This is a genomic window from Pedobacter africanus (genome assembly GCF_040548825.1).
GTDB lineage: Bacteria > Bacteroidota > Bacteroidia > Sphingobacteriales > Sphingobacteriaceae > Pedobacter > Pedobacter africanus_A.
Map to the genome: position 1 here is coordinate 123,132 of NZ_JBEPSL010000007.1, position 17,709 is coordinate 140,840.

10 protein-coding genes are annotated in these 17,709 nt (G+C 48.5%); 1 reads left to right on the plus strand and 9 read right to left on the minus strand.

All coding sequences use genetic code 11. The annotated features are described in order from the left end of the window. From ABIE26_RS26040 to ABIE26_RS26080, 9 genes are read right to left on the minus strand one after another with little or no spacing between them, the layout of a single operon-like run. On the minus strand, positions 1-510 hold the full coding sequence (locus ABIE26_RS26040; protein ID WP_310146883.1) for a hypothetical protein: 510 nt from the start codon (positions 508-510) through the stop codon (positions 1-3). Next, a complete protein-coding gene (locus ABIE26_RS26045; RefSeq protein ID WP_310146880.1) occupies positions 503-1,774 on the minus strand; it encodes a phthiocerol/phthiodiolone dimycocerosyl transferase family protein in 1,272 nt (423 codons plus the stop codon). The genes ABIE26_RS26040 and ABIE26_RS26045 overlap by 8 nt, the downstream gene beginning before the upstream one ends. Then, positions 1,771-3,036, minus strand: a complete 1,266-nt coding sequence (locus ABIE26_RS26050) for a condensation domain-containing protein (protein ID WP_310146878.1) — start codon at positions 3,034-3,036, stop codon at positions 1,771-1,773. Before ABIE26_RS26050 ends, ABIE26_RS26045 begins: the two co-directional genes overlap by 4 nt. After that, positions 3,033-4,247, minus strand: coding sequence for a glycosyltransferase (locus ABIE26_RS26055; RefSeq protein WP_310146876.1), 1,215 nt, complete (start codon positions 4,245-4,247; stop codon positions 3,033-3,035). Before ABIE26_RS26055 ends, ABIE26_RS26050 begins: the two co-directional genes overlap by 4 nt. Next, entirely contained in the window at positions 4,240-5,424 is a 1,185-nt protein-coding gene (locus tag ABIE26_RS26060; RefSeq protein ID WP_310146874.1) for a glycosyltransferase, read from the minus strand. Before ABIE26_RS26060 ends, ABIE26_RS26055 begins: the two co-directional genes overlap by 8 nt. A gap of 4 nt (positions 5,425-5,428) precedes the next feature. Next, the gene (locus ABIE26_RS26065; RefSeq protein WP_310146873.1) at positions 5,429-6,190 is read right to left on the minus strand and encodes an alpha/beta fold hydrolase; all 762 of its coding nucleotides are present in this window, start codon (positions 6,188-6,190) and stop codon (positions 5,429-5,431) included. Further along, positions 6,172-6,444, minus strand: coding sequence for an acyl carrier protein (locus tag ABIE26_RS26070; protein ID WP_310146871.1), 273 nt, complete (start codon positions 6,442-6,444; stop codon positions 6,172-6,174). The genes ABIE26_RS26065 and ABIE26_RS26070 overlap by 19 nt, the downstream gene beginning before the upstream one ends. Continuing rightward, the gene (locus ABIE26_RS26075; RefSeq protein ID WP_310146869.1) at positions 6,432-10,682 is read right to left on the minus strand and encodes a beta-ketoacyl synthase N-terminal-like domain-containing protein; all 4,251 of its coding nucleotides are present in this window, start codon (positions 10,680-10,682) and stop codon (positions 6,432-6,434) included. Before ABIE26_RS26075 ends, ABIE26_RS26070 begins: the two co-directional genes overlap by 13 nt. Positions 10,683-10,691: 9 nt before the next feature. Beyond that, positions 10,692-17,366: an SDR family NAD(P)-dependent oxidoreductase gene (locus ABIE26_RS26080; protein ID WP_310146867.1), complete on the minus strand. Its 6,675-nt coding sequence runs from the start codon at positions 17,364-17,366 to the stop codon at positions 10,692-10,694. Between ABIE26_RS26080 and ABIE26_RS26085 the strand changes: the two genes are divergently transcribed. Then, entirely contained in the window at positions 17,365-17,679 is a 315-nt protein-coding gene (locus ABIE26_RS26085) for a hypothetical protein (protein ID WP_310146865.1), read from the plus strand. The genes ABIE26_RS26080 and ABIE26_RS26085 overlap by 2 nt on opposite strands. The last annotated feature ends 30 nt before the right edge of the window (positions 17,680-17,709 follow it).

Consider the following 17,709-nt stretch of genomic DNA (forward strand, 5'->3'; position numbering starts at 1 on the left):
CTATTGGGCAGGAACCTGACCGAAAGCTCCCGCTTTTCGCAGGGCCAGGAGCGCCGCGCCCGTAAAAACAACAGACAGGAGCCCGGCAAAACAACCCAGGAAAACAGCCAGCGAAGTACCGTTAAAACCGTAACCTTCAGGCAAGTTAAAATGCAGAACCAGCATGACCATCAATGAAGCTGCCAGGGTAAAACCACCATTGACACCAGCGGCCTTGAACATAAACGGGTACCTGGTAACTTTTTCCGGCAATGCCGGTCCGGCCCTGCCCGATGCATAAAGCACACTTGTTTTTTTAAGGATATCGAAGGTAATGATAAAGGGCAGCAATAAGGCCATGGGCAGCAGGAACCTGGCAAAACAATATTCACCCTCAAACAAATAAACAGTAGCTGTATTTTTGAAACTGAAGTAAGGAACAACAGTGTTAAAAAAGACATTGGTAAACAGGTAAAACAGCAGGTTCCGCTTAACCAGCAGCTGAAAAGCTTTACTCCCTGTTTTAAACATAACTCGGCTCCAGCTCTTTCAACAATATCACCATTGCAGCTTCTTTTATTGCCCTGGCCTCCTCCTCAGCTAAAAAAGCATCATTGGAGAAAAACGTAAAATCCATTTCATCTTTAAAGGTACTCACCACCAGGGTATTCGCATTTCTCCATGGAAAGCCAACAGTGGGACTGTATATGGTTTCCACTTCAAAAGAACTATAACCGCCGGGTATGGGTAGCCTGCCCATGTTAGACAGGGTTACATCATGCGTACCATCGGTTGACCGGAGGAACCTTACCATCCGGCTTACCGAAGCATGAAAATATTCGCTCATCACCAGCAGTTCATGAACCTTCATTTCTGCTACTTTTTTTACGAGGTCATCTTTTAACCTCCTGGCCTTTGTCCACAAATCTCCGCCCATTTTTGGGTTAAGGGAAAGTTCTGCTATTGGGGCAAATGCAAACATATGATCGGCTTTGATCTCGGGCACAAATTTCCGGACGTCGACCGGGCAGATGACTTTGCCATGGGCTTTTGCTCCCCTCACCTGTTTAAAAGCGTCCAGAAATGCCACACATAGCGCGGCATGAACTGTTGCACCGGCCGTGCGGCACGCAGCAGTAAGGGCGCCGGTGTCATCAGCGTTCAGCTTCCAGTGCAGCATGTAGGTCTTCCCTACAGGTTGCTCCCTTCTGGTCGATTTTAACAAAAAGAACAGCCTGGCCAGCATGGCAAAAAACTTTGCTTTAAAAACCTTTCCGGTACTGCGCGAAAATGTGGGGGCAAGCAGGCTTTCAATAGAACCAAAGGTCTGGTAGCTATCCAGTTCCAGTCCGGGCTGATCCAGCAGCATCAGCAACTCCCTCATCAGCGTTACAAATGTTGTCCCGTCGCAAACGCAATGCGGACAAACCAGCAGCAGTTCCGACACGGCTGTTCCCTTCAACCAGACTACCCTGGCCAAAGGCATATTTTCCCCATCAAAAAGCCGCTCCCATTCCAGCCTGGATTGCTCCTGCCAGTCTTCATCGCCCATACGTTCCTGCACCCTTACCGGAATTTCGTTTATCCGGTTGCTGCTTACAAAGTAGGGTACACCATTGCCATACGTTTTAATGCTGCTGCGAAGCAAAGGGTGTTTCTGCTGCAGCTTAAACAAAGCTTTATGCAGCGCTTCCCTACTGAAACTTCCGCAGATCTTAACTGCAAAAACACAATTGAGCGGGGTCAAAGCATCCACATACATGATCCTTTCCCCTACTATCATTCTTCTTTTCATACCTGTTGTGTTAAGATGGCCATCATCTGGTTTTTGATTGCCTGCGCTTCTTCATAGGGAATAAAACCCTCACTGGCAATAAAAGTAAAATCCATCTGGCCGCGGTAGGTTGAAGTAACCATGGTGGTGGTATTGCCCAAAGGCCCTATTACAGAAGGGCTGAATAGGGTATCCAAAGTAAACGAACGGTATACATGGGGGATATTGATCCGGCCCAGGTTAGAAAACATACAATCGTTGCCAGACTTTCCGTACTTCAGGAACCTGGTAAAGTTATTCAGGGCCGGATGTGAGGCTTCCATCATCATAATGGTGTCGTAGGCGTTCAGACTGGCAGTTTTCCGGTCTATGGCATTCTGCATTTCCCGCGCACAGTCAAAAAAGCCAGGCATTTTACCCAGCGACACCACGAACATCAAACCAAAAGCAAAAATGTTATCCTTCTTTATCCCGGGCGCAAACCTGCGGATGTCTACCGGGCAGGATACCTTATTGTGAAAATTCTCTTTTCTTACGGCTTTGAACGCCAGCAGCAAGGCGGTACACAAGGCTGTATTTACGGTAACCCCTTCAGCCTTACACCTGGCAATAAGCGGATCGCTCAGTTCTTTTTCTACCTTCCAGTGGATCATGTAATCCCGTTTTCGTTCAACCAGCTTTTTTTTCAGCGGGATCATCCACAATACAAAACTGGCCAGGCCACCGATCAGCTTTGCTTTGGCTCTTTTTCTTTTGCTCTTCAGAATTTCCTGCGGGATGATGTCGCTGGCATCCATAATTGGTTCTTCTACAGCAAAAGCTGCATCCGGATTGTCTGTCAGTTCGAGCAGAGCGGTTAAAATGGCCATCGCCGATCCTCCGTCGCAAAGGCAATGGTGGATTACCAGGATCAGCTCCGAATACACCTCTCCCTTTACCCAGATTACCCGCACCAGGGGACCTGTGGCCGTATCAAAAGGGATAGCCCATTGCTTTTCAGAAATGGTTTTCCAGTCCTCCTCTGATGTCCGTTTGATTACATGTACCGGAATTTCCAGACTTGCAGGATCTGTCAGCACAAACCAGGGCATAGCTGCCGCATCCTTTTCTACAAATGCATTCAGCAAGGGGTGTTTGTGCTGCAGTTTCCGCAATGCCCCTTCCAGATTTTCCGGAGCTATGTTTCCCTTAATCCGGAAAGGTATTACCGCGTTAAAAGGTGTACGGCCGTCTCCATGAAGCATTCTTTCTGCAAATAACAGTTTTCTCTTTGCGTTTTTCATGGCAGTTCATCAATGGTTATCACTGCCGCCTCGGTTTGCGCAAACGCCTCCAGCAATTGCAGGGCTCTGTCGTTTCCTCCGGCGGCAATAAACGTTTCTTTTATCTTTTCGGCGGCCATGCGGTATGCCGGATTTTCCAGCAGTTCAAATACAGCATTTTTGAGGTCGGCCACCCGCAGTCGTTTGTAGCGGATCTTGATGCCGCAGCCCGCATCCTCAATCAGTTTTGCGGTATGGAAATGATCGTAGGCAATAGGTGTGATCAGCATCGGCAGCCCATTCATAAAAGTATCGTTTACAGTATTAAAGCCGCCATGGCAAATCACCGCATCCATTTTTGGCATCAGCTCTGCCTGGGGAACAAAACCACTTACGATAAAATTATCGGGCCAGCTTTCAAAAATATCCGGGTTGGTGGCAGCCACTATGGTTACCGGGGCATCGGCAAAAGCAGCTATGAGCTTTTGAAAAAAGGCAGCCCTGATGTCTACCAGTAAGGTACCCAGCGATACAAATAGCTTAGGTGTAGTGGCCTTTTCCAGGCGCTCCCAGTCGAAAGCCACAGGATTTGGCCTGCCCTTTACCGGGCCAACAAAGTGCATATGTGGCATGGGGTCTTTAAGCCCGGCAAATTCTGCCGAGGTGAATACCAAATTCATTTTACGTGAATGGATATGGATTTCATCCCCATAAACGCCAAATTCATTTTGAAGCCCCTTGATCAGCCGCTCCTGCCATTCAAACACCTTTGGTGCGTTATTGGCGGTATCGCCCATCACATCAGGCGGTACGGGTGTAGTGGTTACGCAGGGTATCCCTTTGATGTGGGCGCATAAAGCACCGGCAAAAGTAATGCAATCGTTTACGATCACGTCAGGCTTCCATTCATCGGCAACTTTTGACAAGGGTTCCATCATCATGCGGGCAATAGGCACGTAGGTTTCCTCGAGGGCCAATTTCATCACTTCCGGGCCCGAGCATGCCGGACCATCATCCTGGCGCTTTAACAATTGCTGTAAAGCTTCCTGGTGTTGTAGTAAACCGGCCTCCGGATAAATGTATTTTCCACCTTCGGGTATATGGGCATCACTTAAGGGCACCACACCAAACCAGTGTACCTGGTGGCCTTTGGCGATGAGGCTGGCGCCAATGCTCAAAGTCGGACTGATGTGCCCGAAGAACGGGGGTACCACAAATAAGAACTTAGACATAAATTTCTGTTTTAATTAATAAATCGGCTGCAGCAGTAGTTCCGCCGGCCTCTTCAAATGAGGCCTTTATTTGCAGCGCGGCGTTGCGGTAATCGGGCTTACCCAGTATTTCTCTTACGGCTTCCTGCAGGTGTGCAGCCTTAAAGCGGTTAAAGTTGAGCCGCAAACCGGCGCCAACCCTGGCTACCCGGCCCGCTACGTGCGATTGGTCGTAAGCAATAGGGATCACCACCAGGGGCAGTCCGAAACTCAGCGTTTCGCATACCGTGTTGTGGCCGCCATGACAAACCACGGCATCCAGATGTGGCAGCAGTTCCAGTTGTGGGACATTGCGCTGTACTATAAAATTGGCGGGCCATTCCTCAAACAGTTCCGGATCAGAAACCACCAGTACCGTTAGGGGCTCATTGCCCAGCGCAGCAATTACCCGGGCAAAAAAACTTGTCTTATGCGCATGGTCAAAGGTAGTTCCTATACTTACCAGCAGCTTTGGCTGTGTTGTTGTTTGTAAGCGATGCCAGTCAAAAATGCTTGTATTTTTTCTTTTATAAATTACCGGCCCAACAAAGCGGTAATGTTCCGGCAGGGCCATCTCCCCAAAAAATGCTTTTGAAGTCAGCACCAGGGTGAGCAGCCCCGAACAGGCTACTGAATTTTCGCCCGCAATGCCCAGTTCCTTTTGCAATCCTACGATCTGGTTTACCTCCCATTCATGAATTTTAGGAAGTTCTTCCATCACCTTAATGGCCGCGGGTGCGGTTACAGAAGTTACATAGGGGATATTTTTATGGATGGCGGCGATGGCCCCCGCAAACAGCTGATGATCGTTGATCAGCACATCTGGCGCGTATCCTTCCAGAAGTTCCACAATCCCTTCATAACAATACCGGTTTAAAGGGATCAGGACTTCTTCGTATAAAAACTTAAGGCTGTCTATTCCGTACACGATTTTTTTTGTGATCGCATCCAGGTATTGTGCCCCATCCTGCTTCTGCCGGTCGTGTTTCGTATAACGGATCAGCAGCAATTTCCCTCCTTCCGGAAGCTTTTCTGCCAGATCAGGATCCAGACTGATCCAGGCCACTTCATGCCCCAGCCTCAGCAGCTCGGCACCGATACTTAGTGTAGGGTTCACATGACCCGTTAAAGGCGGTACCGTAAATACAAATCTTGCCATAAGCCTATTCCTTTAAAAATGCGTCTATCAGTTCTCCTACTGCTACAGGCTGCTGTATCGGGATGTTATGGTCCCCATCCAGTGTCAGCAACGCAGCATTTTTTATTTTTTCTTTGAGTTGCCGGCCAGCTTCCAGGCAGTTGGAATGCTTTCCATACAGCAGCAGGGTTTGATGGCCCAGCTTTTCTATTGTGCCGTAATCAAAAAAATCCCTTTCCTGCAACATGTCTTTTTTAATGCTGGTTTTCTGAAACAGGTATTCGTACATCCGGTGGTTACGCTCCATCTGCCGCTTCCCCATTCTCAATCTGGTGGTATCTGCAAAGTTCTCTACATAGTGTTCCAGAAACTCTCTGCTGTATTCGTCAATAACATTCCTGGTTCTGTCGTCTTTAGGGTTAGGCGCTTCCATGACCACCAGTTTCTTTACCCGGCCGGGAAAACGTACGGCCATCTTTAAGGCAATCAGCCCACCGAAACTGTAACCCGCCAGGTGCACCCGTTGCAGGCCCCTGCTTTCCATTAAGGCCAGCAGATCATCGGTCATGCTGTCCAGATCATAACCTTCCGGTGTCCTTTCACTCAGGCCATGGCTCTTCAGATCATACATCAGCACATGAAACTGCTCTGCTAAAATCCCCGCTATGTTAAAATAGTACACAGAAAGATTGCTGAACATGCCATGAACAAGCAATACCGTTTCCTTTGCAGCCCGGTTCAGCTCCTGAATGTGGACGCCCCTGTTTTTTACTTCAATGACTGGCATTCTTCAATATAATTCACAATATCCCCAAGCTTCAGATTGATCAGCTGATCAAGGTCCATGCCCGACAGCCAGCCGGTAAAATCTATATCTTCCCCAAAATGTGCTTTGATCTTTTCAGAGAACGAGACGATCTCTATGCTGTCCATTTCAAGGTCTTTGGTAAAAGAACTTTCCAGGCTAATGTCCATTTCTTCAACAAATTCTTCTCCTATTACTTCGGTAATAAATTGCTTAACCAGTGTTATTGTGTCCATCCTATGATATAATTTTTGTGTTTAATTGTTTTTATCCAAATTCCGCTGATGTTTAATTCTTCGCCCTGCACAGCGCTTACCACATAAGCTTTAGGATTGCCCTGCAGGCCCTTGCCCAGGTACTTGCCGTAAGCCTCTTTGGCTACCCAAAAGCGGGTTGCCCATTCATCTTGCGCTTTACCGGCCAGCAAAGTTCTTTCAGCCTCCGAAAATACCAGCTCACAGAAACCTTCGCTTCTGGCCTCAATACGTTCGATGTCAATCCCCACCGGTTTGTCGTATTGCGCTATACCCACGGCATCTGTGCCTTTGTGCGCCAGTGAAACATATATGCCGTTGGTGATCTGACCTTCCGGGTAAGGCCTGCCCAGCTCGTCAGATTTCAGTTCAAACTCGATGGGGAAACAGGCCTGATTTTTTGTTCTGTTCAATAAATTTCTTACTGCATCCTTTACCGCAACCCTGCTAATGAGCCATTCTTTTCGCTTATTTGGCATCAGGCTAAGGTGGTGGGCCTTTTCCTGCCGGTTAAAATATCTTTTCAGGATAAAGTCCCAGGAGACCACCCTGTTGTAAGCATTGTGGAACATAAAAACGCCGGGGGCTACCTCTTCTGATAAACGGTTGTTTAAAGGCGACATAGAGATCCGCCATAGCGGGCCGTCAATTTCCAGGCGTCTGTTTTGCCAGCCGGTAATGGCAGCCCATACCTTTCCTTCACGTTTTAAGATAAAATCGGCAGTTGCAAATTCATCTGTAAGTTCCGTTAGCTGGCAACTGCATTCAAAATTTCCCTGCTGGTCTTTAAAATCGCCATAAAATTCAATCTCCTGTATTTTTACAGGAAAGGCGATCCGCTCTTTGGCCAGTGTTAGCTGCAGCCACAAGCCAAACAACTGCCCTGCATTGTCCAGCAATGAACCTTTACCAGCGTCTCCTGTTATTGTTCCGCTGATGCCATTTTCGCCTATATGCGTAATTTCCTTTATCCCCTGATAGCCTGGCCCGTGGAACATATGCGATTCATAGATCTGTTCGCGGCTTTTGCTGATGTCAAGGGCTTTCCCCAGATCAAATTGTTTTAAGGGTTCCTGCGCATATTGTTTGCCCAGCAACACCTCGGCATTGGCAAAGCGGTCCAGATCAAGATAGGCCAGCTGCTGGTTTTTCCAGCTGCCTTCAATGGTTTCCCGGAAAGGCTTTGCCACATTCATCCACTGAAAAACCTTAATGTTCATGATCTTTTGCACGAGTTCTGTGGGCGACTGCTCAGCTGCAGTCTCTGCAAACAGTTCGAAGATCATCGTCATGGGAATTACAGGGTCCATATCTTCCACATCTGGCCAGCCTTTTGGCTGCCTCAATAAAGAATGGTCGATCAGATAGGGGCAGTTTTCTAAACTGATATCCAGTTTTTTCGAAAAAGGTACACGCCTGGAGATCACATTGGCAGCTGCTGCCTGGGTTTGCACAGGTGCTGTCAACCGGTCCTGGAATAACTGCAGCAGTTCGTTCTGTAGCGCTGCCATTTCTTCCACATTCTCGTTAAAAGCCTTCATGAGCGGATGCACAGCGTCAGCTATAACCTGTTTCTTCGTTTCCGGCTGCCGCAGGGCCAAAGCCTTCAGGCCCGGCATATTGCTGATCAGGGCTGAGCCCAGTTCAAGCCGGATGCCCCTGGCAGCTTTCTTTTTTGGATTGCAGTCCATAAGCCTGTCTCCCACAACCCTGCCTTCGGCAAATAAAGCTGCCATCACCCGCTGCAGCTGGGCTATACCGGAACGTAGGGGTACATTAGCCGATATGGTACTGATGTTTCTCCCCCGCAGTGTATCGTCAATAAAACCGATCAGGCCGCCCGATCCAACCTGGATGAACACCCTGGCGCCTTCGGCATAAAGCTGCTGGGTAAGTTCCCTGAAACGCACCGGCTGCAACAGATGGGCTACACTCAGTTCCCTGATGGCTTCAAAGCCTTCAGGGTAGTGTTCCAAAGTGGTGGCCGACCATAAAGGAATTTTTGTTTTTTTAAACTGCATGCCCTTCATCCCTTCCAGCATCGCATCCAGTTTATCTGCGATAAAAGGCGAATGAAAGCCCGACTGGAATGGCAACACCTGGTGAAAAATCTGCTTTGATTTCAACAGGGGCACAAGCCTGTCCAGCGCTGCATTTGTACCGCAGAGAATAACCTGTTGCGGACAATTGTCGTTAGACAGGTACAGGTCTTGAATACCTTCCATCAGCGGCTTAAGGATATCCAGTCCGCAGCCCACTGCAATGAACCTTGAATCTTTGAGTTCGAAGGTATCCGGGTTCAGGTAATTCAGCAGCTGTAAAACAGAGGATTCTTCTGTAAGTCCGGCCGACCTGGCCGCCAGCCATTCCCCTAAGCTATGTCCGGCATTCATATCGGGCAATACGCCCAATTGTTTGAGGGCAGTATCCAGCACATTGCTCTTGTACATTATTTTAAGCGCATCATTCAGCAAACCCTCAGTTTGCTTTTCGCTGCTGGTTGAAATGTTAAAATAGGAAGCCATGTGCTCCATGCTTTCCATAGCCCCGGCTCCACCCAAACCGTCCATTCCCGGAAAAACAAAAGCCACCTTGCCTCCGCTGGTCAGTAAGGGTTCATTATTATACCAGATGTCCTGCTTGTTTCTCCAGGGTTTGTTTTTGGCGACGATTTTCAGGGCTTTATTGATCCGCTCAGTGCTGGGCTCAAATACTGCAATGCGGTACGGGCCTTCGCCCTGTTCCCAGTCTTGTGTTTCCAAAGCGGTCATCAGCGCGGCATGACTGGGCCTGGCCAGCAAAAGTACCTCGTCCTTTTTAATTTCAGTTTTAGGGCCTGCACCGGTATAGGCTTCCAGCACCACATGTGCATTTATTCCGCCAAAGCCAAAAGCATTTACCCCGGCAATTTTAGGCAAGCCCGTATGCTGCCAGTCCTGCGCTTCCTGCACTGCTTCGAAACGGGTATTTTTCATTTGCGCTACCGGATTCTGGCAGTGCAGCGTAGGTGGTAAAATACCGTGATGTAAAGCCAGGGCAGTTTTAATTAAACCCGCTATCCCCGAAGCCGGCATGGCATGGCCGATGTTCGACTTTACTGTACCTAACCCAGCTTTGGGCAAGTCGGCACCATATCCGAAAAACTGGCTTAAAGTTTCCAGTTCCGTTTTATCCCCAAGCGCAGTACCTGTGCCATGTGCTTCAATATAACCAATGTTTGCCGGTTCCAGCCCCGATCTTTCCCAGGCCTGCGCAATGGCCTTAAGCTGGCCTTTTACCGATGGGCTCATCACACTTGTGCCGCTGCCATCGCTGCTCAGGCCCACGCCTTTCAGTACCGCATAGATCTTATCTCCGGCAGCTACGGCTTCTTCCAGGCGTTTCAACACCACAAAGCCGCAGCCTTCGGCTATCAATAAACCGTCGGCATCTTCATTAAAGGGACTTATTTTCCCTTTTTTGGATAAAGCCCCAAGCTGGGCAAATATACTCCAGAAAGCAGCATTCTGCCCTACATGCACACCGCCTGCAATCACCATATCACAACGCATGCTTTGCAGCTCCTGCACCGCCTGGTCTACTGCGATCAGCGAACTTGCACATGCCGCATCAAGCGTATAAGCTGCACCGCCCAGGTTTAACCTGTTGGCCACTAATGAAGCCACCAGGTTGGGTATAAGCCCCATTGCCGTGTCTGCACTAAAGCGTCCTTTGCGTGCCTGGTATTCCTGTTTAACTTTTTCAATCTCCGCATCCGCCAGGTATGGCATCAGGTCTTTGAGTACCCTGGCAATCTGCTCTCCGGTCCTTACCACTTCAATTGCACGAGTAGCACCGGGCCCTGCATAATTGCCTTTGCCAATTATAATTCCCGTTTTATCGAGTGAAAGTCCCTTCTCAAATACTCCCGCATCTTCCAGTGCCTGCTTTACCAGGCCCAGTGTAAGCAGGTGGTCGGGTTCGGTTCCTTCAACCGACAGGGGGAGGATACCAAAAGCCGGGGCATCGAAATCAAAATCAGGTATAAAACCGCCCCTGTTGCAATAAAAACGATCTACCCCGGTGCCGCCGTTCTCAAAATGAACAGGGTCAATCCTATCGGCAGGCACTTCGGTTGTCGCATCTACTTTGTTAACGATGTTCTGCCAGAAGGTATCTACATCTGCTGCACCCGGAAAGATGCAGGACATTCCTACAATGGCTATATCTGTTCTTTTCATTTTACAGACCTACCAGTTTGTTCCTGCCATGATCAGTACCTGGCTTTCGTTTCCGTATTTCAATTCATTTACAAAAGTCTCCATTCCCTCTTCCAGCGGGATCAGCTCTATTCCCCTGCGCTCATATTCTTTTTCGAGTGTAGCCGAAACCATACCTGCCCCCTTCCAGGGGCCCCAGTTTATGGCCATTACCTTTCCTTTTATTTTTTCTTTCAGCGCCCAGGCGTAACGGTCCATCACGCTATTTGCGGCAGCGTAATCGGTTTGCCCGCGGTTGCCGTATACAGAAGCGATGCTGGAAAAGAAAGTGACAAACTGTGTATCAGGCCTCAGTTCTTCGGCCAGTACCCGCAAAGGGTTCACCTTGGTATCGAACACCCTTTTAAAGGAATCCAGGGTCTTGCTGCGGAACAGCTTATCTTCCAGCAGTCCGGCACCATGAATTACACCATCCAAACGGTTGTATTGTTTATAGATACTGCCTATCAGTGCTTTTAAGGCAGTTTCATTCCTTAAATCCAGCGATACATAATCTACAGTTGATCCGGTGGCTTCCAAGGCTGTTATGGTTTCCATAACCTGGTTATTTTTAAAGACCCTCAGTGTTTCCTGTTCTATTTCTGCAGGTTTCTTAAGTTCGGCCAGCCTAACCAGTTCAGCCCTGATCTCTTCTTTAGTCTGCATTGAAAAAAACTGTTCCAGCCCGGTCAATCTCGGATCAGCAGAGCGGCCTACCAGGATGTACCTGCAAGGGTACTCCATCGCCAGGTGCCCCACCAGCTTGGCTGTGATGCCCTGCGCCCCGCCAAGTACCAGCACAACTGCCTCTTTTTCGAGTTTGATGTCTGATTCCTGTAAACCGGCAGCCAGGCGGGAAGATACAAGTTCAAAAACTTGCCTGTTACCGTCGTTGTAGATTACCTCCGATGGTTCGTCAGGGTTCAAAAGCTCATTTACGGCAATCGCAGCCACATCATCTGCCGAAAGTTTGGAGGTCAGGCTAATCAGCCTGCATTTTGTATTTTCATATTCTTTATCCAGGCTTTTGAACAGGCCTGAATAGCCCTGAAAGTTGCGCAACAGGCGTACATCAGCTGCATCGTCCATATGCCCTTTCGTATCTGAGATCAGGTACACCCAGTTCATTTGCTCAAAATCAAGTCCCTTGATCATAGCGATGTAATCAATGATGTTTACCTTATCAGGCGCATTGAACATGTTCAGGATTACCAATCCCTGGTAGCCGTTCAGGTTGTCGCTTACCGCTACAATATCTGCCTGCGCGCCCTGAGCCATCAATTGATCCCTTATCGCCACTGCCTGCTGGCCTTTATCATCGGTAATGGCAAAACGTAAACCTTTCAGCGTAACTTGTCCGGTACCGGTACGCGCTGAGGGGCTCAGTTCAAAACGAAGTCTTGATAGTCCTTCATTCGCTGTGGCAGTCTTTTCAGCAGCATTATCATTGATCCAGCTCACAAGACCGTTCAATGTTTTAATTCCTGCCAGTTCTTCCATAAAGCTGTCTTCACTTTTATCCGTACTGATGAATCCGCCCAGTTCGCTGCGTAAGGCCCCAATAATTTCCATACGCTTAATCGAATCGATGCTCAGATCGGCCTCCAGATCCATTTCCATGCCCAGCATTTCCTTAGGATAGCCTGTTTTGTCACTTACAATCTGCATCAGCAATGCCTTTACATCGGTCTGTACCGGAGCAGGTTTTTCCGCAACTTCTGGCAGTTGCCGGACCGGGGCAGGCATCTCCGGGCTTTGCTGAACCACCGGCTGCTGCACAACTACCGGTTGCGGCGCAGCTAAGGGCTGAATGAACTGCTGCTGATCAGCAGGCGGGTTTCCCGATTGTTGTCCAAGGAACTGCAGCATCACATCACGCTGTGCCTGGATCATCATTTTCATGCTGCTCAGGTATTCCTGCATCATCTGTTCAGCAGCATTTGCCGGGGTATTTATAATTTCTGTTCTGATTTCTTTTTCCTTCATTTTAATTGGGGTTATAATGGGCGTTGCACCGTAAGCCGGAAGCTTGCCGCTTAGTGGTACAGCATGCTGACCGTCGATGATCCATGTTGTGGCACTCTTTCTGTATTTTCCTGGCTCATCCAGGTTCAGAAACACTGCATTCCGGTCTTCAAAAAGTTTTTCTATTTTAACATTGCGGCCGGTTGCCATATAAGCGGCAATGGTACACAACAAATGTGTGATCTTGTTTTGTCCGCTATCCTCGGCATACAACAGCAGTTCGTCTTTACCCAGGCAGGCTTTGGTTAACGCGGTTAAAACTTTACCCGGGCCAACTTCTATAAAGATCCTGGCGCCATCCGCATACATTTGCGTTAGCTGCTCAGCAAACCTAACCGGTTTTACCAGGTGATCGGCAAGTCGTTCTTTGATGCCTTTTGCTTTTTCTGGGTATAAGGCAGCAGTAGTGTTAGACCAGACCGGCAGCTGCAGGTCATTGAATACAACACCTTCCAGCACCTGGGTATACAGGTCTTTAGACCGTGCGAGCAGCGGGCTGTGAAATGCACAGGCCACTTCCAGCCGCCTGAATGAGATCCTGTCGGTTTTCAGCGCTTCACTCAGCTTTTCAATTGCAGGGGTAGTTCCTGCAAGTACCAGTTGCGATGGGGAATTAAAGTTCACGGCGTAGATATCCTCCATGCCTTTAATTCTGCCGAGCAGTTCCTCTTCTCCGCAATTTACCGCTAGCATAGCCCCTGCATCATCTACATCAACTGCATCCAGAATGGCCTTTGCCCGTTGTTCGCTCAGGTAAACCAGCTGCTCTTCATCATAAGCTCCCGCAAAACATAAAGCAGGCAGTTCACCGTAACTGTGTCCTGCAACCATATCGGGTTCAATACCCAGATCTTTCAGAAAATTGGCCAGGGCCAGGTCTACGATGCCCAAAAGCGGCTGCGCCATCCTGGTATCTTTAATCCGTTCTTTCTGCGCTTTCATTAGGGCTTCATTAAATACCGCATCTGGAAAGAGCACCTGCTCATAATCCTTATGGATTTTCAATAGCCTGCGCATTTCAGGAAAAACCACAAAAAGGTCACGGGCCATATTGATGCGCTGACTGCCTTGTCCGGGAAACATGAAGGCCACTTTACCCTCTCTTTTTTTGGTGATGTAAGTGTCTTTGCTTTCTACTCCAGATAGCGCCAGGTCAATTTTCATGATCAGGTCTTCTGCCCTGTCGGCCACAATGCTCAGTTGAACCGGTTTGTCGTTCTCTGTAGCAAGGCTGAAAGCAATGTCCTTCAGGCTAATCTGATCGTTATCGTCTACCAGGCTTTTCACATTCAACAGCCGTTGTTTTGCCTCTTCATAATCATTACCTCTGAAAACAAAAAGTTCTGAAGGCCATGATTTTAAAACAGCACCTTGCTCTTCCCTTGTAGCCGGACTTTCTATTACCGCATGAAAATTTGTGCCGCCGAAGCCAAATGCACTCACACCGGCATAACGTTTTTCCTCCATCCACAAAGCCGCCTCTGTATGAAAGGCAAAGGGGCTGGTTTGGGGGTTATAATAACTGTTTGGATTTTTTAAATTAATGGTTGGGGGCTTTACACCATGGTAAACCGCCAGGCTTGCCTTGATGAGGCCGGCCAGTCCGGCTGCACATTTGGTATGCCCTATCTGTGTTTTTACTGAGCCCAGGTGCGTCTGACCGGTAGTGGCACCTGCCTGGCTCAGCATGTCCGTTAACGCGCTCAGCTCTGTGCGGTCGCCCACCACTGTACCCGTACCGTGCGCTTCTACCAAGCCAAGCGCTGCAGGCGATATACCGGCCTGGTTGTAAGCCCGCTCCAGCGCCTTCTGCTGCCCGGATTTGCGCGGTGCGGTAAGCCCCAGACTTTTGCCATCACTGGATCCGCCTATGCCTTGTATCAGCGCATAAATCCTGTCGCCATCCCTTAACGCATCTTCATGCCTTTTCAATACCACCATTGCAACACCTTCGCCCAGGGCTATGCCATCAGCTTCAGCATCAAAAGTGGCACATCGTCCCTTGCGCGACAAGGCATGGGTACTCGAAAACATCAGGTAATCGTTGATGCCATTGTGCAGATCGGCACCACCGGCAAGCACCATATCCGATTTTTCAAGAAACAGTTCCTGGCAGGCCAGGTCAATCGCTGCCAGCGAAGATGCGCATGCAGCATCCACTGTAAAGTTTCTTCCCCCAAGGTTCAGCCTATTGGTGATCCTGCCCGAAATCACATTTGCCAGTATCCCCGGAAATGAATCTTCGGTTGTTTTTGGCAATGCCGCATCCAGTTCGGCAGGCATCTCACCAAATACCTGCTTATAAAAGCCCCTGAAACTGTAACTGTTGGCCAGGTCATTCCCGCCCTCGGCACCAATAATAACCGATACATTTTCAGCATTAAAGCTTCCATCGGCATGACCGGCATTTTCAAGCGCCTGTTTAGCAACCATTAAACTCAACAGCTGTGTGGGCTCTATTGCAGCAAGCGATTGCGGAGGAATACCATATTCCAGCGGATCAAAATCTATAGCAGGGATAAAGCCGCCCCATTTTGAATGTGACATATCTGCAGCCGTTGAATCCGGATTGTAATACAAATCCTTGTTCCAGCGCTCATCTGGCACTTCAGTTACTGCATCTTTACCCAATATGATGTTACGCCAGTATTCTTCCAGGTTCTTTGCCCCCGGAAAAATACAGGCCATACCTACTATAGCCACGTTAAGTGACTTTTTGGTCGCCCGTGGCTGCTGCGGCAAAACGGCATCCAGCACATGCTTGTAATTTCCTTCGGCCACATCCTGGTGCAGGGCAGCAATTGGTACAATTTCATTGCGCATTGCGGCAACCTGTCCAATCATGTACATCCCCAGTTGCAGTTGTTCCTGCGCATCAACGCTCACCAGTTCGGCACCTCTGCGTTCAATTCCTTTGGCAGCAATCCGTAAGCGGCCCACGTTCAGGCTTTCCAGTCTCGCCCAGATCTCTTTCTTGTCAACACCCGCTTTCCCGAGCCTTTGCTTTTCCTCATTAAAAAAGCCGGCAAAGGCCGAGTCCAGGCAGCGGGTTTCATGCCCGGGTGCTGTTTCAAGCAATATGGTATCTTCAGCAAGCCTGGCCTGCTCCTGGAAAGTGTGCTGTATAGCCCCTGTATGCACAGCTTCGCTGGTATACAGATAGGCAGTCCCCATCAGCACCCCTACTTTTACACCCTTTGCAGCCAGCGGAGCAGCCATTACGGCAATAAATGCCGATGAAAGTGCATCGTGGATACCGCCGGCAAAAAACACGCTGATCTGTTCAGGATGATCTTCTGCCAGCAAACGTTCAATCTGCTTTTCCCAAAGTACCATGCTCGACAATGGACCTACATGCCCGCCGCATTCCCGGCCTTCAAATACAAACCGTTTTGCACCCTCTTTCAAAAACATATCCAGCAGGGCTACTGAAGGCACATGCAAAAAGGTTTTTATGCCCAGTTTTTCAAGAGGCCGGGCCTGTGAGGGTCGTCCGCCTGCAATCAAAACCACCGGCGGCATTGCCGTCTTAATGTACTCCAGCTGTTCATCGCGCAGCTCCTGTGGTGCAAAACCCAGTATGCCTATGCCCCAGGTCTTTCCTGCAGCGAGTTTTTTTGTTTCACTGATCAGCTGTTTTGCAGGCGCTCCTTTTAAAAGCGACAGGGCAATAAAAGGGAGCGCCCCGGCCCCGGCCACTGCATCTGCAAAAGGGGCCACATCACTTACCCTGGTCATGGGTCCCTGCGCAATCGGATAGGTGATGCCCAGGTCCTTGGCCAGGGGATTTCCGGTACTGATCACATTTAATGCTTTGGCCTGTTTCAAATGACCATACATGGCTTCCTGAAGGCCAAAAATAAGCTGATCTAATTTCTTATAGCGGTTGTGCAGATCGGAAGCAATTGCAATATCCTGCCCCATAGGCAGGTAATGTTGTTCCAGGTTCAGTCCCCCAAGATATTTTTCCAGCTCTTCAAACCCGGGGTCATCCGATAGCATTGGTGAATTTGGGCGCACCAGCAACCTGTAATTATTAAAAAGCCTGGTTTCATTGCCATTTAGTTTTTCACATACCTGCTTCAGGTTTTTTGGCGCGGTACATTCGGGGAACAGTACCAGCTGGCTATCCAGCACAATCCCTTTGGCACCCAATGCCGTTAATGCGGCTGCAGTGTGGCTGCCTATTCCGCCCTGCACATATATATCGGCATCCGGAAGCGCTTTTATCACACGCTGAAACAATACGTAAGCAGATTCGTAGGCCACTTTTCCGGCAGCCTCATTACCTTTTACAATAATGCCATCTGCAGCTTCGGCACTGGCCTTTAAGGCCTCGTCTATATTGTGAACCTGGTAAAATAGTTTTACCGCATTGGTCCGTTTAAATTTTAAACCATAAGGGACAATCACAATTGCTACCTTTTCAGGAAGAACAATGTCCTTTAAACCTTCGGAATTCAGGCAAACACCAAATTCGTCCGGGCATATTTGTGCCAAATGCGCAAGCGCAAGCTCGGCAGCGGCTTTATCTCTTCCAAGATGAAGCACAGAAAAAGCTTTTGCATCCGCTAAACTGAGCGCCAGATTTACATCCGGCTGTTCAAATGGCGTAATTCCAATAATTACAGGGGTTTTCATGTTATTGAGGGATGATTTAGGGTTCAACTTTCAGATGTTGCAGCAAATTGGCAAAACAACATCAACAGAAGCAGGACTTTTATACAGAAAACGCTATAAACTTATTCGAAATAGCTCTATACCAATAAATTCATATGTTTTAAAGAAGAAAATTTCACAACATTCTACAAAAACACAATTAAAAGCAATAATCCTACGCTTAAGTACCGGCGAAATTACTACTAAAGCCCTTCAAACCACCAGAAACACCGAAAATGAACAAAAAGAACAACCTAAAAATGCCGCTTTCAACAGCATCAACACAATAATTTAATACAACATTAATAAAATGCTAACATCTTCT